Annotated in this window: 18 protein-coding genes; 12 read left to right on the top strand and 6 right to left on the bottom strand. The window is 70.9% G+C overall.

Annotation, left to right across the window (positions count from 1 at the left end; all coding sequences use genetic code 11):
* Positions 1-86: 86 nt before the first annotated feature.
* Genes ACWFRU_RS35440 through hutU form a run of 3 tightly spaced genes read right to left on the bottom strand, consistent with a single transcriptional unit; the run spans position 87 to position 4,344 of the window.
* Positions 87-1,436, bottom strand: coding sequence for a formimidoylglutamate deiminase (locus ACWFRU_RS35440; RefSeq protein WP_453692202.1), 1,350 nt, complete (start codon positions 1,434-1,436; stop codon positions 87-89).
* On the bottom strand, positions 1,433-2,635 hold the full coding sequence (locus tag ACWFRU_RS35435; protein WP_453692257.1) for an allantoate amidohydrolase: 1,203 nt from the start codon (positions 2,633-2,635) through the stop codon (positions 1,433-1,435). Before ACWFRU_RS35435 ends, ACWFRU_RS35440 begins: the two co-directional genes overlap by 4 nt.
* 17 nt (positions 2,636-2,652) lie before the next feature.
* Positions 2,653-4,344 (bottom strand): urocanate hydratase, encoded by a 1,692-nt coding sequence (gene hutU, locus ACWFRU_RS35430; RefSeq protein WP_453692201.1) that lies wholly within the window; start codon positions 4,342-4,344, stop codon positions 2,653-2,655.
* Positions 4,345-4,466: 122 nt separating this feature from the next.
* Between hutU and ACWFRU_RS35425 the strand changes: the two genes are divergently transcribed.
* The 6 genes from ACWFRU_RS35425 to ACWFRU_RS35400 all read left to right on the top strand — a co-directional run bounded on the left by ACWFRU_RS35425 (position 4,467) and on the right by ACWFRU_RS35400 (position 9,661).
* The gene (locus tag ACWFRU_RS35425; RefSeq protein WP_453692200.1) at positions 4,467-5,852 is read left to right on the top strand and encodes a diaminopimelate decarboxylase; all 1,386 of its coding nucleotides are present in this window, start codon (positions 4,467-4,469) and stop codon (positions 5,850-5,852) included.
* Between the two features lie 79 nt (positions 5,853-5,931).
* Positions 5,932-7,296, top strand: a complete 1,365-nt coding sequence (locus ACWFRU_RS35420; protein WP_453692199.1) for an APC family permease — start codon at positions 5,932-5,934, stop codon at positions 7,294-7,296.
* Positions 7,297-7,546: 250 nt separating this feature from the next.
* Positions 7,547-7,960 (top strand): hypothetical protein, encoded by a 414-nt coding sequence (locus tag ACWFRU_RS35415; protein WP_453692198.1) that lies wholly within the window; start codon positions 7,547-7,549, stop codon positions 7,958-7,960.
* Between the two features lie 5 nt (positions 7,961-7,965).
* Positions 7,966-8,736 carry a transcriptional regulator gene (locus ACWFRU_RS35410; protein ID WP_453692256.1) on the top strand — a complete coding sequence of 257 codons (771 nt, stop codon included), beginning with the start codon at positions 7,966-7,968 and terminating at the stop codon, positions 8,734-8,736.
* Between the two features lie 82 nt (positions 8,737-8,818).
* The gene (locus ACWFRU_RS35405; RefSeq protein ID WP_363211634.1) at positions 8,819-9,211 is read left to right on the top strand and encodes a roadblock/LC7 domain-containing protein; all 393 of its coding nucleotides are present in this window, start codon (positions 8,819-8,821) and stop codon (positions 9,209-9,211) included.
* Between the two features lie 75 nt (positions 9,212-9,286).
* Positions 9,287-9,661 (top strand): hypothetical protein, encoded by a 375-nt coding sequence (locus ACWFRU_RS35400; protein ID WP_453692197.1) that lies wholly within the window; start codon positions 9,287-9,289, stop codon positions 9,659-9,661.
* Positions 9,662-9,720: 59 nt separating this feature from the next.
* Here the strand turns inward: ACWFRU_RS35400 and ACWFRU_RS35395 are convergent, their stop codons facing one another.
* The gene (locus ACWFRU_RS35395; RefSeq protein ID WP_453692196.1) at positions 9,721-10,554 is read right to left on the bottom strand and encodes a MurR/RpiR family transcriptional regulator; all 834 of its coding nucleotides are present in this window, start codon (positions 10,552-10,554) and stop codon (positions 9,721-9,723) included.
* Positions 10,551-12,089 (bottom strand): aromatic amino acid ammonia-lyase, encoded by a 1,539-nt coding sequence (locus tag ACWFRU_RS35390; protein WP_453692195.1) that lies wholly within the window; start codon positions 12,087-12,089, stop codon positions 10,551-10,553. The genes ACWFRU_RS35395 and ACWFRU_RS35390 overlap by 4 nt, the downstream gene beginning before the upstream one ends.
* 151 nt (positions 12,090-12,240) lie before the next feature.
* Between ACWFRU_RS35390 and ACWFRU_RS35385 the strand changes: the two genes are divergently transcribed.
* The 6 genes from ACWFRU_RS35385 to ACWFRU_RS35360 are packed head-to-tail and all read left to right on the top strand — an operon-like array spanning position 12,241 to position 17,590.
* A complete protein-coding gene (locus ACWFRU_RS35385) occupies positions 12,241-13,389 on the top strand; it encodes an ABC transporter ATP-binding protein (RefSeq protein WP_453692194.1) in 1,149 nt (382 codons plus the stop codon).
* Positions 13,386-14,033 carry an ABC transporter permease gene (locus ACWFRU_RS35380; protein ID WP_453692193.1) on the top strand — a complete coding sequence of 216 codons (648 nt, stop codon included), beginning with the start codon at positions 13,386-13,388 and terminating at the stop codon, positions 14,031-14,033. Before ACWFRU_RS35385 ends, ACWFRU_RS35380 begins: the two co-directional genes overlap by 4 nt.
* Position 14,034: 1 nt before the next feature.
* Complete coding sequence (locus ACWFRU_RS35375; protein ID WP_453692192.1) at positions 14,035-14,739, top strand: ABC transporter permease; 705 nt, start codon at positions 14,035-14,037, stop codon at positions 14,737-14,739.
* A gap of 20 nt (positions 14,740-14,759) precedes the next feature.
* Positions 14,760-15,695 (top strand): ABC transporter substrate-binding protein, encoded by a 936-nt coding sequence (locus ACWFRU_RS35370; protein ID WP_453692191.1) that lies wholly within the window; start codon positions 14,760-14,762, stop codon positions 15,693-15,695.
* A 48-nt stretch (positions 15,696-15,743) separates the two neighbouring features.
* Positions 15,744-17,156, top strand: coding sequence for a purine-cytosine permease family protein (locus tag ACWFRU_RS35365; protein WP_453692190.1), 1,413 nt, complete (start codon positions 15,744-15,746; stop codon positions 17,154-17,156).
* An 11-nt stretch (positions 17,157-17,167) separates the two neighbouring features.
* Positions 17,168-17,590: a hypothetical protein gene (locus ACWFRU_RS35360; RefSeq protein WP_453692189.1), complete on the top strand. Its 423-nt coding sequence runs from the start codon at positions 17,168-17,170 to the stop codon at positions 17,588-17,590.
* Between the two features lie 289 nt (positions 17,591-17,879).
* Here the strand turns inward: ACWFRU_RS35360 and ACWFRU_RS35355 are convergent, their stop codons facing one another.
* Positions 17,880-19,271, bottom strand: coding sequence for a cystathionine beta-synthase (locus ACWFRU_RS35355; RefSeq protein WP_453692188.1), 1,392 nt, complete (start codon positions 19,269-19,271; stop codon positions 17,880-17,882).
* Positions 19,272-19,350 lie beyond the last annotated feature (79 nt).

Here is a 19,350-nt window from a genome sequence, read left to right as displayed (position 1 = left end):
GGCTCGGCGGGCGGAACACTGCCGGGTGGGTGGGTGGGTGGGAGGGATTCGTCGCGTAGCGGCGGTTTGGGGGACGGTCGGATCGGTCAGTCCCGCAGCGCTCCCACCGCCTCCGCCAACGCCCCCGGTACGTCCGGTACCAGGGCGTGGAGGCCGTCCCGTACGACATGGCGGCCCCCCATCACCGTGTGGCGGACGTCCGCCGACGTCGCCGCGAAGACCGCCGTCTCCGCCGCCAGGCGAGGCAGCGGGCCCGCCGTACGGACCGAGTCCAGCGCCACCGTCGCGAAGTCGGCGAGGGAGCCGGGCTCCAGGACTCCCGCGTCCGCCCAGCCCAGCGCCGCGTGCCCGTCCGCCGTAGCAGCCCGCAGCAGCGCCGCCGCCGTCCAGTGACCCCGCGTGTGCGAGCGGAGGCGCTCGTTCAGCTCCATCGCCCGCGCCTCTTCGAGGATGTCGATGACCGCATGGCTGTCGCTGCCCAGGGAGAGCGGACTGCCCGCTCGTTGCAGGGCGACCGCCGGGCCGATGCCGTCCGCCAGGTCGCGTTCCGTCGTCGGGCACATGCACGTGCCCGAGGAGGACCGGCCCAAGAGTGCGATGTCGGCGTCCGTGAGGTGCGTGTTGTGCACGCCCGTCGTGCGCGGGCCCAGTACTCCGTGGTCCGCCAGAAGGCGGGTCGGGGTACAGCCGTGGACCGCCTCGCACGCCTCGTTCTCCGCCTTCTGCTCGGAGAGGTGTACGTGGAGGGGGGCCTGTCGCGACGAGGCCCACTCCGCCACCGTGCCCAACTGGCTCGCCGGTACCGCCCGTACGGAGTGGATCGCCGCGCCGATCCGCGCGTGGTCGCGGTCCTTGAGGGCCGAGGCCCGCTCCGCCCACGCCTCCGTCGTACCGTCGGAGAAGCGGAGCTGGTGGCGGTTCGGGGGCTCGCCCCGCGTCTGCGACAGCAGCCCCGACGCCACGTACGCCGTGTCCAGGAGCGTGATGCGGACACCCGCGTCGGAAGCCGCCTCGATCAGGGCCTCGCCCATCGCGTTGGGGTCGGCGTAGGGCGTGCCGCCCGGCGCGTGGTGCACGTAGTGGAACTCGCCCACCGTGGTGATGCCCGCGAGGGCCATCTCCGCATACACCGCGCGGGCCAGCGCGTGATACGTCTCCGGGGTCAGGCGGTCCGCCACCGAGTACATGACCTCGCGCCACGTCCAGAACGTGCCGGAGCCCACCTGGACCGTGCCCCGCAGGGCCCGGTGGAAGGCGTGCGAGTGGGCGTTCGCCAGGCCCGGCAGCGTCAGGCCTCGCAGGACCGTCGCGCCTGGTGGCGGTGTCTCGACGCCCTTGCGGACCGCCGTGATCCGGTCGTCCGTCACCTCCACCGCCACGCCCGGCTCGACCGTCGGGTCGAGCCAGGCCTGCTCCAGCCAGTAAGTCCGCGTCACCTGCACGCCAGCCCTTCCAGTACGTCGGCCAGTGCGGTCACCCCGGCCACGCAGTCGTCCTCGGCGGCGAACTCGGCCGGGGAGTGTGAGATGCCCGTGGGGTTCCGTACGAACAGCATGGCGGTGGGGATCGAGCCGGACAAAATACCCGCGTCGTGTCCCGCGCCCGTGCCCAGGACGGGCAGCTCCCTGCCGGTGCTGCCGCCGAGGATGCGGCCCAGTTCGTCACGCAGGGCGTCCTCGAACTCCACCACCGGCGTGAAGGACTCCTGGACGACGTCGAGGTCGATGCCGTGCCGGTCCGCGTACTCGCGGGCCGCCTTCTCGATGCCCGTCACGACCGTGTCCAGCGACTCCTGGTCCGCGGCGCGCGAGTCCAGCCAGCCCCTGACCAGGGACGGGATCGCGTTCACGCCGTTCGGCTCGACCGCGATCTTGCCGAACGTCGCCACCGCGCCCGCGAGTTCGGCCTCGCGGCGGGCCGCCAGGACCGTCTCCGCGTACGACAGCATCGGGTCGCGGCGGTCCACCAGGCGGGTGGTGCCCGCGTGGTTGGCCTCGCCCCTGAAGTCGAAGCGCCAGCGGCCGTGCGGCCAGATGGCGGAGGCGATGCCCACGGGGTCGCCGGTCAGGTCGAGGGCTCGGCCCTGTTCCACGTGCAACTCCACGAACGCGCCGATTCCCGCGAGGCGTTCGGGGTCCGGGCCGATGGTGGACGGGTCGTAGCCCGCCGCCTCCATCGCCTGCGGGAGGGTGATCCCGGACGCGTCCGTCAGCTCGTACGCCTTCTCCCGCGTGAGCTGTCCTGCGGTCAGGCGCGAGCCCACGCAGGCGAGGCCGAAGCGGGCGCCTTCCTCGTCGCCGAAGTTGGTGATGGCGAGGGGGCGGCGGAACGACACCTTCCGTGCGCGGAGTTCGTCGAGGGCCGCGAAGGACGAGACGACGCCGAGCGGGCCGTCGAAGGCGCCGCCGTCGGGGACGGAGTCCAGGTGCGAGCCCGTGACCACCGCGTCACCCCGGGCCGGGTCGCCGAGCCAGGCCCACTGGTTGCCGTTGCGGTCGACCTCGTAGTCGAGGCCGCGTGCCTCCGCCTGCGCCTGGAACCAGAGGCGGCACGCGGCGTCCGCGCCGGTCCAGGCATAACGGCGGTAGCCGCCCGAGGCGTCGCTGCGGCCGATGGGCCGCAGCGAACGCCACATGGCGTGGAACGTGTCGCTCACGCCTGGTCACCCTTGCTGCCCTGGCCGGCTTCGTCGCCCTCGCGCATCGGGATGCGTACGCCCTTCTCGTCCGCCACCGACTCCGCGATGTCGTAACCCGCGTCGACGTGCCGGATGACGCCCATGCCGGGGTCGTTGGTCAGGACGCGGCGGATCTTCTCGCCGGCCAGCTTCGTGCCGTCGGCCACCGAGACCTGGCCCGCGTGGAGGGAGCGGCCCATGCCGACGCCGCCGCCGTGGTGGATGGAGACCCAGGACGCGCCGGAGGCGACGTTCACCATGGCGTTCAGGAGCGGCCAGTCGGCGATCGCGTCGGAGCCGTCGAGCATGGCCTCGGTCTCGCGGTACGGCGATGCGACGGAACCGCAGTCGAGGTGGTCGCGGCCGATGGCGAGGGGGGCGGCGAGGGTGCCGTTGCCGACCATGTCGTTGAACATGTCGCCCGCCTTGTCGCGCTCGCCCTGGCCGAGCCAGCAGATGCGCGCGGGCAGGCCCTGGAAGTGGACGCGCTCGCCCGCCATCTTGATCCAGCGGTGCAGGGATTCGTTCTCCGGGAAGAGGTCGAGCAGCGCCTTGTCCGTCTTGTGGATGTCCGACGCCTCGCCGGAGAGCGCCGCCCAGCGGAACGGGCCCTTGCCCTCGCAGAAGAGCGGGCGGATGTAGGCGGGGACGAAGCCGGGGAAGGCGAACGCGCGCTCGTAGCCCGCGAGTTGGGCCTCGCCGCGGATCGAGTTGCCGTAGTCGAAGACCTCGGCGCCCGCGTCCATGAAGCCGACCATCGCCTCGACGTGCTTGGCCATGGACTCACGGGCGCGGGTGGTGAAGCCCGCCGGGTCCTTGGCCGCGTACGACGCCATGTCGTCGAAGTCGACGCCGGAGGGGAGGTAGGCGAGCGGGTCGTGGGCCGAGGTCTGGTCCGTGACGATGTCGATCGGGGCGCCCTCGGCGAGCATCTGCGGGAGCAGGTCGGCGGCGTTGCCGAGCAGGCCGATGGAGAGGGGCCTGCGCGCGTCCCGGGCCTCCACCGCCAGTTGGAGCGCGTGCTGCGGCGAGTCGGCCTTCACGTCCAGGTAGCGGTGCTCGATGCGGCGCTCGATGGCACGCGGGTCGACGTCGATACAGATGGCGACGCCGTCGTTCATCGTCACCGCGAGGGGCTGGGCGCCGCCCATGCCGCCGAGTCCGGCGGTGAGGGTGATCGTCCCGGCGAGCGTGCCGTTGAACTTCTTCGCGGCGACGGCGGCGAACGTCTCGTACGTGCCCTGGAGGATGCCCTGTGTGCCGATGTAGATCCAGGAGCCCGCGGTCATCTGGCCGTACATCGTGAGGCCGAGGGCCTCAAGGCGCCGGAACTCCTCCCAGTTCGCCCAGTCGCCCACGAGGTTCGAGTTGGCGATCAGGACGCGCGGGGCCCACTCGTGGGTCTGCATGACGCCGACCGGGCGGCCGGACTGGACGAGCATCGTCTCGTCCTGCTTGAGGGTCTTGAGAGTGCGCACCATCGCGTCGAACGAGCGCCAGTCGCGGGCCGCCTTGCCCGTGCCGCCGTAGACGACGAGCTTGTCGGGGTGCTCGGCGACCTCGGGGTCGAGGTTGTTCTGCAGCATGCGCAGGGCGGCTTCCTGCTGCCATCCCAGGGCGCTCAGTTCCGTACCGCGCGGTGCCCGTACGGGGCGGGGTCCTGACATGGCGATGCCTCCTCGTGACGCTCTGCTGTGACCTTGTTATTCACATCCTGCGATGTTGAATAGAGCTAGTCAATACGTAGACGGGGCAGCGATACCACGTGACGGATGATTGGCTGGAACACATGAGCGATCAGGGCACGGAGACCGCACACGCACCCAAGCTGGACAGAGAGGACCCGACCGACCGCGCCGTCCGGCGTGACCAGGCCGTCCGCGCCGCCGTCGAGCAGGGCCTCGTGGACCCCGCGTCCCCGATCATCGGGCTACTGGACGTCACCGGCATCCGCTCGGCCGCCGCCGCCCTGCACGCCGCCTTCGAGGCGGTCACACCGCCCGGCACCCCTGTCCTGCACGCCTTCGCGGTGAAGGCGTCGCCCCTGGTCCCGGTCCTGCGCCTCCTGCGCGACGCGGGCATCGGCGCCGAGGTGGCAAGCCCCGGCGAGCTCGCCCTCGCGCGGGCCGCCGGTGTGCCGCCCACGCACACCGTCCTCGACTCGCCCGCCAAGACCGCCGCCGAGCTGCGCGAGGCCCTCGCCCTCGGCATCGCCGTGAACGCCGACAACCCGCAGGAGCTGGCGCGCCTGGACGCGATGACCCGCTCGGCGCCCACCGGCTCCCCCATCGGCCTGCGCGTGAACCCGCAGATCGGCGGCGGCTCCATCGGCGCCCTGTCCACCGCCACCGCGACGTCCAAGTTCGGTGTCGCGCTGCTGGACGAGGGCGCTCGCGAATGGATCGTCCAGGCGTATCTCGACCGCCCGTGGCTGACGCGTCTGCACGCCCATTCCGGGTCGCAGGGCATGCCCCTGGAGCTGATGGTGCGGGGCGTCGCGGCGACGTACGAGCTCGCCGAGGAGATCAACGAACGGGCCGGCCGGCGGCAGATCGACACCATCGACATCGGCGGCGGCCTGCCCGTCAACTTCGGCTCGGACGAGGAGACCCCGACGCACGCGCAGTACGCCCGCCGCCTGAAGTCCCGCGTGCCGGGGCTGCTCGACGGGCGGTACGGCATCGTCACCGAGTTCGGCCGCTCGCTGCTCGCCAAGCACGGCACGGTCCTGGCCCGCGTCGAGTACGCCAAGTCGGCGGGCACCCGGCCCATCGCCGTGACCCACGCGGGCGTCCAGGTGGCCGCCCGCACGGTGTACGCGCCCGCGTCCTGGCCGCTGCGGATCGCCGCGTACGACGAGAAGGGCCGCCCCAAGAGCGGCCCGGCCGTCGGCCAGGACATCGCGGGCCCCGCGTGCTTCGCGGGCGACCTGCTCGCCGAGAACCGCCCGCTCCCGCTGCTCGCACAGGGCGACTACGCCGCGGTGCTCGACACGGGGGCGTACTACTTCGCACACCACTACTCGTACAACAGCCTTGCCCGGCCCGGCATCTACGGCTTCGCCGCGGGCCGGGACGGAGAAGTCGGCTTCGCCACCGTGCGGGAGCCGCAGAGCCTTCAGGAGATCGTCGCCGAGTCGGGGGGTGCGCTGCGGGACGCGCTGCGCGACCTCTGAGGTTGCTCAACTCCCGCATCCCATCGGCACTTCCGGGGCAGACGCTCCCTCCCGGCACACCCTCGGGGGAGATGATCCTGTGACGACATCCGAAAAGGCCACCGGTACGCCGCCGTCCGGAGAACCCGCGCTGAACCGCGCGATCGGCCCCAAGCTCCTGATCCTCTTCGTGATCGGCGACATCCTCGGCACCGGCATCTACGCCACCACCGGCAAGGTGGCGGGAAAGGTCGGCGGCGCGCTGTGGCTGCCGTTCGCGATCGGCTTCGTGGTGGCGATCCTGACGGCGGCGTCGTACGTCGAGCTGGTCGGCAAGTACCCGAAGGCGGCGGGCGCCGCCCTCTACACGCAGAAGGCGTTCAAGGTCCCGTTCCTCACCTTCATCATCGCCTTCATGGTGATGTGCTCGGGCCTCTCGTCGGCGAGCGCCGCGGCCCGCGCCTTCAGCGGCGACTACCTGGGGGAGCTGACGAGCAACGCGCTGCCGCCGACGCTGGTCGCGATCCTCTTCATCGTCGCCCTCGCGGCGCTGAACCTGCGGGGCGTCTCGGAGTCCGTGAAGACGAACGTGGTCCTCACCCTCGTCGAGCTGACGGGCCTGGCCATCATCCTCGCGATCGGCGCGTACGCGGTCCTGAGCGGGGACGGCGAGCCCGCGCGCCTGACGGAGTTCGAGGCGGGCGACGGCACGGCCTACGCCCTGATGACCGGCGTCCTCGGTGCGACCGCGCTCGGCTTCTTCGCGTTCGTCGGCTTCGAGGACTCGGTGAACATGGCCGAGGAGACGAAGGACCCGACACGCACGTTCCCCCGGGCGATCTTCCTCGGCGTCGCGGTGACGGGCACGATCTACGTCCTGGTGGCGCTGGTGTCGTCGCTGCTCGTCGACTACAAGGTGCTCGAAGGGTCGAGCGGGCCGCTGCTGGAGGTGGTGAAGGCGGGCGGCATCGACTTCCCGCACAAACTCTTCGCGCTCATCGCCCTGTTCGCGGTCACCAACTCGGCGCTGATCAACATCATGATGGCCTCGCGGCTCTGTTACGGCATGGCCAACGAGCGCATCCTGCCGCGCGCGATGGGCCGGGTCCTCGCCCGCCGCCGCACACCGGTGGTCGGCATCGTCTTCGTCTCGCTGCTGGCGATCGGTCTGGTGTCGACGGGTGAGATCGAGGGCCTCGGCGACACGACCGCCTTCCTGCTGCTCTGCGTGTTCGCGGTGGTCAACGTGGCGGTCCTGGTCCTGCGCCGCGACCCCGTCGAGCACAAGCACTACCGCGCGCCGACGGTCCTTCCGGTGCTCGGCGCCCTCACGGCCCTGATCCTCGCGAGCCCCCTGGCCGACCGCCCCGCGGAGGTCTACATCCGGGCCGGGGTGCTGATGGCCGTCGGCATCGGGCTGTGGGGCGTGAACAAGGTGGTACTGAGGGCGCGCGGCGAGGAGTGACCCAGGCGCGACAAGCGCGGCGGGGAGGAGGGGTGCGGCCCGGTCGCTAGGCCGATACTTTCGGTCAAGCTCGGGCCTGCCCTGACCCCACCTCGTACTGATCCCGTCGAGGTCGGGCATGTTCCCCTGGAAAGTGCCCATTTCCCAGGACTCTCCACCACTTCTGCGTACCTTCCTCACACCGGGCGGCGCTGAGCCCCCGGTCGGGTGGTAGGGGCCACCCGGTTCAACCCTGGGGAAGGGGAGCCGCGTGCCCGGAATCGACGAGTGTCTGCTCGAAGCGATGACACTGCCTGGTGCGCGCGGCGCGGCGATCGTCGACTGGACCAGCGGGCTCGCCCTCGGTTCGGTCGGCGATCCTCCCGGCGGCGACCACGAGGCGACCGCGACCGAGACCGCGGAGGTGGCGCGGTCCGCGGCCGAGTATCAGGCGTTCGCGCCCAGGGACGACACGCTGGACACGGGGCGGGACGACGAGCGCAAGGGGCTTCCCGTCGAGGACCTCATGCTCACCACGAGGACCGGGTTCCATCTGATCCGCTTCGTCGAGACGACCTTCGACAGCAGCGTTTTCCTCTATCTCTGGCTCGACCGGCACACCGGAAATCTCGCGCTCGCCCGCATGCGGCTGCGCGAACTCTCCGAGCGCCTGGTGCTGGTGTGAGCGCCATGCGCATCACGGCGGCCGCCACCTCACCCATGCTGATGCGGCTCGCCGACGAGCGGGCGACCGGTGCGCTGCTGCGCGACCAGGGCACCCTCTACCTCGTCGAGGGCCGCGTCGTGCACGCGGAGAGCCCCGCGGCGCCGGGCATAGACGTCCTGCTCACGGCCGGCGGGGCGCTGCCCCCGCAGGGCTGGCAGGAGGCCCTCTCGCTGGCGGGGACCCGCAACGAGGTGGGGCGGCAGCTGATCGACAGCGGCCGGGTCACCGCGGGCGAGCTGGAGGTCTGCCATATCGGCGCGCTGTTCGACGCCGCGTTCTTCGTCCTCGGCCCGGCGAGCGGACCCACCCGGTTCCGTTACGGCGTCGCGCACTGGCTCGGCCGGGTGCGCCCGGTGGCGGCCGAGGCCGTGGAGCGGGAGACCCGGCGGCGCCGCGCCCTCCTGGACAGCGTCTGGCCCTGCCCCGAACTGGACACCTCCCCCGTCGTGGCGCGCCCGCCCGCGCCCGGCCAGACGGTCACCGGGCGTCAGGACGCGCTGCTGCGGCTCGCCGACGGTGTCCGTACGCCGACGGCCATCGCCTGGGCGCTCGGGCGGCCGTCCTTCCACACCCTGATCGAGGTCAGGCGGCTCGCCGCGGCCGGGCTCGTGGAGCCACCGCGAGCGACCGGCCAGGCCCTGCCGATGCTTCCCGCCCCGGCCCGCGAGGACCACGACGAGCCGGACGTCGCCCTGCTGCGCCGGGTCCGTGACGCGCTGGAGGCGAGCCTGTGAATGTCCGTGCCGCTCAAGGGACTTGGCCCCCGTGCCCATGAAGTTTTTCGCGCTCTGGAAGCGCGCCGGGAGGAGAGAGCTGATGGCTGCCGAAGCCGACGTACTCGTCGAACTGAAACGGCTGCGGACCAGGATTCCTCAGCTCAAGGGCGCCCTGACGGCCAGCGTCGACGGCTTCGTCCTCGCTCAGGACGCGCCGGACGTCGAACCGGAGGGCCTCTGCGCGCTCACCGCCGCGGCGCTCGGAGTGGCCCTGCGGCTCTCCGACGCGACGCATCAGGGCGGCTTCCGCGAACTGCTCATCCGCGGGGAGGGCGGCTACGTGGCCACGTACACGGCCGGCTCGTCCGCGGTGCTCACCCTGCTCGCCGAGTCCCGAGTCAACGTGGGCCGGCTGCACTTGGAGGGCCGTCGTTCGAGCGTGCTCATCGGAGAGCTGGTCGACGCCGCCGTCGAACGAGCGGAGGAAACCTGACCCATGTCCCCCACCACACCCTCGTCGTCCCCTTCATCTCGGACACCTGCCAGACGGAAAGGAAGTGCGAAATTCATGGCCAACACAGAGACATCGCTCAAGGAAGTCACCACCTCGATCGAGGGGGTCCTCGGCGCGGCCCTGGTCGACTACACGAGCGGCATGGCCCTCGGCACCATCGGCGGCGGAAAGGATCTGGACCTGGCCGTCGCCGCGGCGGGCAACACCGACGTGGTGCGCGCCAAGCTGCGCACGATGGAGCTCTTGGACCTCAAGGACGAGATCGAGGACATCCTGATCACGCTCAGCAGCCAGTACCACCTGATCCGGCTGATCAAGGGGCGCAACAACAACGGGCTCTTCCTCTACGTGGCCCTCGACCAGAAGCGGGCCAACCTGGCCATGGCCAGGCACCAGCTCAAACGCATCGAGGCGAACCTGGACGTCTGAGCCACGGACACGGGAAGCGGCGGACCGGGCCTTGTGGCCCGGTCCGCCGTGCGTGCGCCTCACTCCACGAAAAGACCCCGCGCCGCCGCCCCCGCGTCGAACTCCTCAAGGCGTGCCTGGGCGTCCGGGAGGCCGTCACACATGGCCTCCAGGAGTACGCGGCCCAGGAGCATCGGCGCGCAGGCCGTGTCGAAGGCGAGGCCCGTGCCGACCGCCGCCGGGAGGAGGAGGTCGGAGTGCGCGGCCACGGGGGCGAACGCCGAGTCGGCCACCGTCACCACGGAGAGGCCCGCACCCTGGGCGTGGGCGAGGGCGTCCACCACCTCCCGCGGGTGCCTCGGCAGCGCGAAGCACAGGAGCGCCGTCGCGCCCGCCCGCACCGCCGCGTCGATCCGGTCGGCCAGCATCGTGCCGCCCTCGTCGAGGAGGCGTACGTCGGGGTGGACCTTCGCCGCGAAGTACGAGAAGCCGTACGCCTGGGACGCGGCCGCCCGCAGGCCGAGGACCGGGAGCGGTCGGGACGAGGCGAGGAGCCGCCCGGCGCGCTCGACCGGCGCGGGGTCGGCGAGCACCTCCGCGAGGTGCCGCAGGTTCGCGATCTCCGCCTCGACCGCCTGCTGGTACTCGTTGAGCGAGTCGCCGCCCGCCGCCTCCGCGGGTGCCAGTTCCCGCAGGTGCCTGCGCAGCGCCGGATAGCCGTCGAAGCCGAGCGCCACCGCGAAGCGGGTCACCGAGGGCTGGCTGACCCCGGCGAGCTCCGCCAGTTCGACGCTGGAGAGGAAGGGGACGTCCGCCGCCCGCCGCACCATGCAGTGCGCGATGCGCCGCTGGGTGGGCGTGAGCCGGTGCCCCTCGAAGAGCACTTGCAGCCGCGCCGCAGGACTGTCACTCATACCGTTCCCCTCACAACACCCTGACTCTCACCCAGGTTTGACCACAGCTCCGTGAACCGGTCGAGCAGCCCGGCCGCCGCCGTCACATCATCCGTCAACGGCCGGTCGGCCAGTTCCGCGTCGAGCACGGAGTCCGCGAGCGCGAAGGCCCGCCCGACGGGAAGCTCCGGGTCGAGGCGCATGTCCCGCTGCCTCAACGCCCTTGTCGCGGCGACCAGTTCGCAGCCGACGACCAGGCGGTACGCCGCGCACGCCCGCAGCGTCTGGCGCGCCGCGAGCGAGGCGAAGCTGGCCTGCTCCTCGACGCCGCGGGAGAGCACCGCGTGGCCCAGCGAGGCGGGCGCGGAGAAGGCCCGCAGGTCACCGAGGGCCGCGCCGGCCGCGTACTCCAGGATCATCACGCCCGACGACGCCGGTTCGCCGTCCGCGAGGAAGGGGCGCAGGCGGGTGAAGCCCGGTTCGTTCAGGGTGGAGAGGCGGGACGTGGAGAGGCGCGCCGCCTGTGTCACCGCGAGCCTGAAGTGGTCCAGGGAAAGGGCGAGTTGGGCCAGATAGAAGCCACCGTGGTGGTAGGCCGCCATGTCGTCGGCCGAGATCAGCGGGTTCTCGGCGGCCGCGTTGAGCTCCACCGTGAGGACGTCCTCGAGGGCGTCCGCCGCGTCGTGCGCCGGCCCGTGGATCTGCGGCACGCAGCGCAGGCCGTACGGGTCCTGGATGCGGCCGAGGGGCGGTGTGGGGCGGTCGGGGGCGCCGAGGATCTGCCGCATCCGCTCGGCGACCGCGTACGAACCGGAGTGGCGCCGCGCCTCGTGCACGGGCAGCGCGTACGCCTCGTACGAGCCGTCGACCGCCATCAGGGTCAGCGCCGCCACCACCTGTGTGGCCGCGATCAGGCCGCGCAGTTCGTGCAGGGCGAGCGCGGACTGGCCGAGGGTCAGGGCGTTGCTGCTGATCAGGGCGAGCGCGTCGTTGTTGTCGAGGGGCTGCGGCTCGGGGGCGGCTCCCGGCCCCTGCCAGGGGTGCTCGCCCGCGAGCGCGAGGCCCATCTGCGCGAGCGCGGCGATGTCGCCCGTGCCGACCGAGCCGAATTCGTTGACCTTGGGGTAGGCGCCCGTCTCCAGGGCCTGGCAGAGCGCCGTGACGACGGTCGGGCGCAGGCCCGCGCCGCCCGCGAGGAGTTGGTTGGCGCGGACCGCGAGCATCGCGCGCACCTGCCGCGCGGGCAGCTCCTCACCGATCGCCCCGGCATGGCTGCGCAGCAGCCGCAGACCGTGGTCGGCGGCCGCCTCGGTCGGCACGGACTCATTCCGGTTGGCGCCCACTCCGGTGGAGCGGCCGTAGACGCGGCCCCAGGAGGCGATCTCCCGCGCGGCGTTCCACGAGAGCTCCACCCGCTTCATGCCGTCCGTTCCGGGTACGGGCTTTGCGGTGGATTCGGCCATACGTACGACATCTGCGACCATCAGTCCCCGGCCGTCCAGGACGACGACCGAGTCACTGGCGTCGGTCGCCCTGTCCGCGATACGAGACGACATCACTCGCCATTCCTCCTCAACCGGACGCTCAGTCTTGCCCTGCGACCACTTGTCACCAGTGATTTACGTCGGGGCGTGGACAAGCTATTGACAATCTATTCAGTCAACGAGAACTCTGCATGACGATATACAGCCGGGCAAGGGACTCCTCATGATCCAATTCGATACGGTCCACAAGCGCTTCCCGAACGGCACCACCGCGGTCCACGACCTCAGCCTCGAGATGCCGGAAGGGGGCGTGACCGTCCTCGTCGGATCTTCCGGTTGCGGCAAGACGACCACGCTCCGCATGATCAACCGGATGGTCGATCCGACCTCCGGGACGATCCGGGTGAACGGCAAGGACGTCCTGGAACAGGACGCCGCCGAACTGCGCCGCTCCATCGGTTACGTGATCCAGCAGTCCGGGCTCTTCCCGCACCGCACCGTCCTGGACAACATCGCGACGGTGCCGCTGCTGCTCGGCTGGGGCCGCAAGAAGGCGCGGGCGCGGGCGGCCGAGCTCCTGGAGACGGTCGGCCTCACCGCCGACGCCGGGAAGCGCTACCCGCACCAGCTCTCGGGCGGCCAGCAGCAGCGCGTGGGCGTGGCGCGCGCGCTTGCCGCGGACCCGCCGGTGCTCCTGATGGACGAACCGTTCGGCGCGGTGGACCCCGTGGTCCGCACCCAGCTCCAGGACGAACTCCTGCGCCTGCAGCGGGAGTTGAACAAGACCATCGTCTTCGTCACGCACGACATCGACGAGGCCGTCCGGCTCGGCGACCGCATAGCCGTCTTCCGCACCGGCGGCCACCTCGTCCAGTGCGCGAGCCCGGCCGAGCTCCTGGCCCGCCCCGCGGACGACTTCGTCGCGGACTTCCTGGGCGCCGAGCGCGGCCTGAAGCTGCTCTCCCTGACGGGGCTCGCGGACGTCCCGCAGGCCCCGGCCCCCGAGGGCGGCGCCTGGACGCTGCGACTCGACGGGGCGGGAGCGCCGGTCTCGTGGCGGCACAAGGACGGCGACGCGGCGGACGTCCCCGTGCGACCGCTGCGCGACACGGACTCGCTGCTTTCGGCCCTGAACGAGTCGATAGCCGCCCCGAGCGGCCTGGTGGCCCGGGTCGACGCGGAGGGCACCCTCACCGGCGTGACGTCGCGGGACGACATCCATGAGCACGCGGGCACGGCACACGCACAGGGCCGGGAGAGCAGCGCCCCCGAAGGGGCGCGGGGAACTGCGCGAGCAGCCCAGGACGGCGGTCCCGACGGAAAACCCACGGAAACGACCCCTGCCCCCGCTACCGCAAAGCGCACAGCGTGACCGTCGACTGGTCGTGGATAGCCGACCATACCGACGACCTCACCACCCTCACCCTCTCCCACCTCCAGGCCGCCCTCACCGCCGTACTCCTCGGCCTCCTCATCTCGCTCCCCCTGGCCGTCCTCGCCCACCGCGTGCGCCCCTTGCGCGGAATGCTCCTCGGCCTGTCGAACGTCCTGTTCACCATCCCCTCCATCGCGATCTTCGTGCTGCTCCTGCCGGTCAGCGGGCTCACCCGCACCACCACCGTCATCGGCCTGACGATCTACACGCTCGTCGTGCTCCTGCGGAACACCGTCGAGGGTCTGGACTCCGTCCCGGCGAAGACGAAGGAAGCCGCGAAGGCCATGGGCACCCGCCCCCTGCGCACCCTCCTGACCGTCGAACTCCCCCTCGCGCTCCCGGTGATCATGGCGGGCGTACGGATCGCGACGGTCATGGCGATCTCCCTCGTCTCCGTGGCGACCTACATCGGCGACGGCGGCCTCGGCCAGCTCTTCACGGACGGGTTCCAGCGCAACTTCCCCACCCCCGTCATCGTCGGCGTCGTCCTGACCCTGCTCCTCGCGCTGGTCGCGGACGCACTCCTCGTCACCCTCCAGTACGTCCTGACCCCCTGGACCCGCCGCAAGAGGAGCGCGTGACATGTACGAACTCTTCAAGGACCTCGGCGCCTGGCTGGTCAGCGGCGAGCAGTGGGCCGGGCCCGACGGCATCGGACACCGCCTCGCCGAGCACCTCCAGTACTCGCTGCTCGCGACCCTGATCGCCGCCGCGATCGCGCTGCCGATCGGGCTGCTCATCGGGCACACCGGGCGCGGCGCGTTCCTCGCCATCAACCTCTCCAGCTTCGGGCGCGCGCTGCCCACGGTCGGCCTCGTCGTGCTGGTCTTCCTGGCGAGCGGCCTGTCCATGTGGCCCGTCTACATCGCCCTCGTGGCGCTCGCCGTCCCCTCCATCGTCACCAACACCTACGCGGGGATGACCGCCGTCGATCCCGAGGTGCGGGACGCCGCGCGCGGCCAGGGCATGCGCTGGCACCAGGTCCTCTTCCAGGTCGAACTGCCCCTCGCCATGCCCCTGATCATGACCGGCCTCCGGCTCGCGCTGATCCAGGTCGTCGCGACGGCCACCATCGCCGCGTACGTCTCCTTCGGCGGGCTGGGCCGGTACGTCTTCGACGGGCTCGCCCAGCGTGACCTCGTGCAGGTGCTCGGCGGTGCCGTGCTCGTCGCGGTCGTCGCCGTCGTCCTCGACCTCGCGCTCTCCGCACTGCAGCGCGCCCTCTTCCTCCCCCATCGCCTTAAGGGCATGGGTGGTACCCCCACCCGCCCCGCCAAGTCGGCCTAGGAGCACCCCAGATCGCCCCCATGAACCGCAGGACCCTCCTCGGCGGACTCTTCGCCGCCGCGTCCGTCCCCGCGCTCGCCGCGTGCAGCGGCGGCATCACCTCCCTCGACGGGGGAGGCGCCGGCGGCGGAGGCGGTGGCTCCAGCAAGGACGGCGTCACCATCGGCACCGCCAACTTCACCGAGAACCAGGTACTCGGCTACCTCTACGCCGCCGCGCTTCAGGCGGAAGGCATCAAGACGACCGTCCGCCCCAACCTCGGCACCCGCGAGATCCTCATCCCCGCGCTCAAGGGCGGGGACATCGACCTGCTGCCCGAGTACCAGGGCGCCCTCCTGCACTACCTCGACACCAAGGCGAAGGCCACCGAGGAGGGCGAGATGCAGAACGCCCTCGCCATGGTCCTGCCGCGCGGCCTGCAGATCCTGCCCTACGGCAAGGCCGAGGACTCCGACGCCTTCGCCGTCACCCGGGAGACCGCCGACAAGTACGGCCTCAAGACCCTCGCGGACCTCGCGAAGCACAACGGCAAGCTCGTCATCGGCGCCGCGCCCGAGGTCAAGAAGCGCACGGTGGGCTCGGTGGGCCTCAAGGACGTGTACGGCGTCGAGTTCAAGGAGTTCAAGTCGCTGGACTCCTCGGGGCCGCTGGTCAAGGGCGCCCTGAAGAAGGGCGACGTCGACGTGGCGAACCTCTTCACCACCGACACGGACATCGTCGCCGAGAAGTGGGTCGTGCTCACCGACCCCAAGAACCTGATCCCCGGCCAGCACGTCGTCCCGCTCATCGCCGACCGCAAGGCCGACTCGACGGTCCGCAAGGCGCTCGCGCGCCTGGGCAACGCGCTGACGACCAAGGAACTCACCGAGCTCAACCGCCTGGTGGACAAGGACAAGAAGGACCCCGAGGACGTCGCGAACGACTGGGCGGCGCGGCACGGGATCAAGAAGAAGTAGCCCACCAGCAGCGCAACGGCCTACCAGCAGCAGGGAGTTCACCGGATCATGGCAGACACTCTCGTGGAGCGGCGCTCCATCGACGTCGTCCCCGACGACGAACGGCACGGCACCGCGTTCAGCCAGTTCACCCTCTGGCTCGGCGCCAACCTCCAGATCACCGCGGTCGTCACCGGCGCGCTCGCCGTCGTCTTCGGCGGCGACGTGGTGTGGTCGGTGGTCGGCCTGCTGCTCGGCAATCTGCTCGGCGGGGCGGTGATGGCCCTGCACTCGGCGCAGGGCCCGAAGCTGGGCCTGCCGCAGATGATCCAGTCGCGCGCCCAGTTCGGGGTGCGGGGAGCCGTCGTACCGCTCCTCCTGGTCATCCTCATGTACGTCGGCTTCTTCGCGAGCGGCAGCGTCCTGGCCGGACAGGCCACGGCTCAGCTCACGCACACGAACGACACCACCGGCATCATCGTCTTCGCGGTGGTCACGGCCGTGGTGGCGGCGGTCGGCTACCGCGTGATCCACGTCCTCGGCCGGGTGGCGAGCGTGATCTGCGCGCTCGCCTTCGTCTACCTGGGCATCCGCCTCCTGGACCGCGTGGACCTCTCGGCGCTCCTGAACGACGCGCACTTCGACCTGCCGATGTTCCTGCTCGCGGTGTCCCTCTCGGCGTCCTGGCAGCTCGCCTTCGGCCCGTACGTCGCGGACTACTCGCGCTATCTGCCGCGTACGACGTCGGGGCGGGCCACCTTCTGGTGGACGCTTTCGGGGTCGGCGCTCGGCTCGCAGTGGTCGATGACGTTCGGCGTGCTCGTGGCGGCGAGCGCGGGCGAGGCGTTCCTCGCCAACCAGGTCGGATACGTGGTCGGCCTGGGCGGCACGGGCCTGATCGCGTCGTTCCTGTACTTCGTGATCGCGCTGGGCAAGCTGACCATCAACGTGCTCAACACCTACGGCGGCTTCATGTCGATGGTGACCAGCATCAGCGGATTCCGCGGCCAGAAGACGCTGTCACCGCGCGGCAGGACGGCGTACATCGCGCTGATCATGGTCGCGGGCACGGTGGTGGCGCTGCTCGGCAAGGACAGCTTCCTGACGTCCTTCAAAGACTTCCTTCTCTTCCTCCTGACGTTCTTCACGCCGTGGTCCGCGATCAACCTGGTCGACTACTACCTGATCTCCAAGGAGCGCTACGACATCCCGGCGCTCTCGGACCCGCACGGCCGCTACGGTGCGTGGCGCTGGGACGCGCTGACGGTCTACGGAATCGGCCTGCTCGCTCAACTCCCCTTCCTGGTCACGCACTTCTACACGGGCCCCCTGGTGGAGCCGCTGGGCGGCGCGGACATCTCGTGGATCGTGGGCCTCGTGGTCCCGGCGGTCCTGTACTGGCTGCTCGCCCGCCGCGACACGTCGCACATCCCCGCGGAAAGGGGGGATAGCCCCACTGTCAGGGCCTCGTCCGCTGCGTAACGTAAAAGACTATGGAAGCCCGAGACGCCGAACTGAAGAAGGAACTCGACGCCTCTTTGCACGCGCGCAAAGAGCTGGGCGAAGAGTATGAGTCCGCGCTGGTCGACTCGTTCCTCGAGAAGGTCGAGCAGCGCCTGGACGGCACCATCGACCGGCGGATGCGCCGGCACATGGCCGAGCAGCAGATGGTCGTCGCCCGCGGGTCCCGCGCGCCGAACAGCCCCGTGGACTCCTGGGGCGAGCGCTTCGGGTTCGGCATCGTCTCGCTGATCCTCGCGGTCCCCCTCTCGGCGATCGGCGTGGTCAACGCGGACCTGCCGGGCCTGTTCGTCACCTGGGGCGGCATCGTCGGCGTGAACGCGGTGCATTCGATGCGGGGCATGAACTTCGGCCGCGGCAAGAACCGCGACCGGAAGTCGGAGTGGGACGACTGAGAAGCCGGGGCCGCCGGCAGCGTTCCCGTATACGAAGTTCGTGCGCGGGGACCGCCGCACCCCCGGTTTCCCAGGGGGCGGGACGACGGCGGTCCCCGCGAGGGACCTGGGCCGGGTCAGGACCGGGCCCACGTCCGGGCGTTCAGAGGTCCGGGAGCCGCTCCGGAGTTCCTGTACGCCGACAACCACCAATGTGCCGCAGGCGTGTTAAGCGGGTGCTGCGCGGACGTGTCGCGCTCGTACCACTTCCGCGAAGTTCGTCCCACGGCTCCACGGCACGCCGCCGCGGCTACTGGCCCTGCTGCTCCGCGAGGAAGGCCAGCAGGTCCTGACGGCTCACCACACCGGTCGGCTTGCCCTCGACCAGGACGATCGCCGCGTCGGCCCTGCCGAGCACCGACATCAGGTCGGCGACCGGTTCGCCGGAACCGACCTGCGGCAGCGGGTCCGACATGTGCTTCTCCAGCGGGTCGCCGAGCGAGGCGCGCTGCGCGAACAGGGCGTCCAGGAGCTCGCGTTCGACGACGGAACCGATGACCTCCGCGGCCATCACGTCCGGGTGGCCCGCGCCCGGCTTGACGATGGGCATCTGCGAGACGCCGTACTCCCGCAGTACCTCGATGGCCTCGCCGACCGTCTCCTCCGGGTGCATGTGGACGAGTGAGGGCAGCTCGCCACCCTCCTTGCGGCGCAGTACGTCACCGACGCGAGGCGCGTCGCCCGCCTGCTCCAGGAATCCGTAGTCGTTCATCCACTCGTCGCTGAAGATCTTGCTCATGTAGCCGCGCCCGGAGTCGGGCAGCAGCACGACCACGACGTCGTCGGGTCCGAGCCGCTCCGCGACGCGCAGCGCGGCCACGACGGCCATCCCGCAGGAGCCGCCGACGAGCAGCCCCTCCTCCTTCGCGAGCCGCCGCGTCATCTGGAAGGAGTCCTTGTCGGACACGGCGATGATCTCGTCGGTCACGTTCCGGTCGTACGCCGTCGGCCAGAAGTCCTCGCCGACTCCCTCGACGAGGTAGGGGCGCCCGGAGCCCCCGGAGTACACGGACCCCTCGGGGTCGGCGCCGACGATCGTCACGCCCCCCTCGGAGATCTCCTTCAGGTACCCGCCCGTCCCGGAGATGGTGCCGCCGGTCCCGATGCCCGCCACGAAATGGGTGATCTTCCCTTCCGTCTGCTCCCACAGCTCAGGGCCGGTGGAGTGGTAGTGGGAGAGGGGATTGTTCGGGTTGCTGTACTGGTCGGGCTTCCAGGCGCCGGGCGTCTCGCGCACGAGGCGGTCGGAGACGTTGTAGTACGAGTCCGGGTGCTCGGGGTCGACCGCGGTGGGGCAGACGACCACGTCGGCGCCGTACGCCCGCAGGACGTTGATCTTGTCGAGCGACACCTTGTCCGGGCACACGAAGATGCACTTGTAGCCCTTCTGCTGGGCCACGATGGCGAGGCCCACCCCGGTGTTGCCGGAGGTGGGCTCGACGATGGTGCCGCCGGGCTTCAGCTCTCCGCTCTGCTCGGCCGCCTCGATCATGCGCAGCGCGATGCGGTCCTTCACGGAACCGCCGGGATTGAAGTACTCGACCTTGGCCAGGACGGTCGCCTGAATGCCCGTGGTCACGTTGTTGAGCCTCACCAGCGGGGTGTTGCCGACGAGACTGATCATCGAGTCGTGGAATTGCACCGTTGTCTCCGGGCTGCGATGTAGTGCGACGAATGGGTGTCGTCAGCCTAAGGGTCCCGTTCAGTCGTTCACCTCCGCT

It is taken from the genome of Streptomyces sp. NPDC055099 (assembly GCF_053607685.1).
This window is presented reverse-complemented; position numbering and strand designations above follow the sequence as displayed.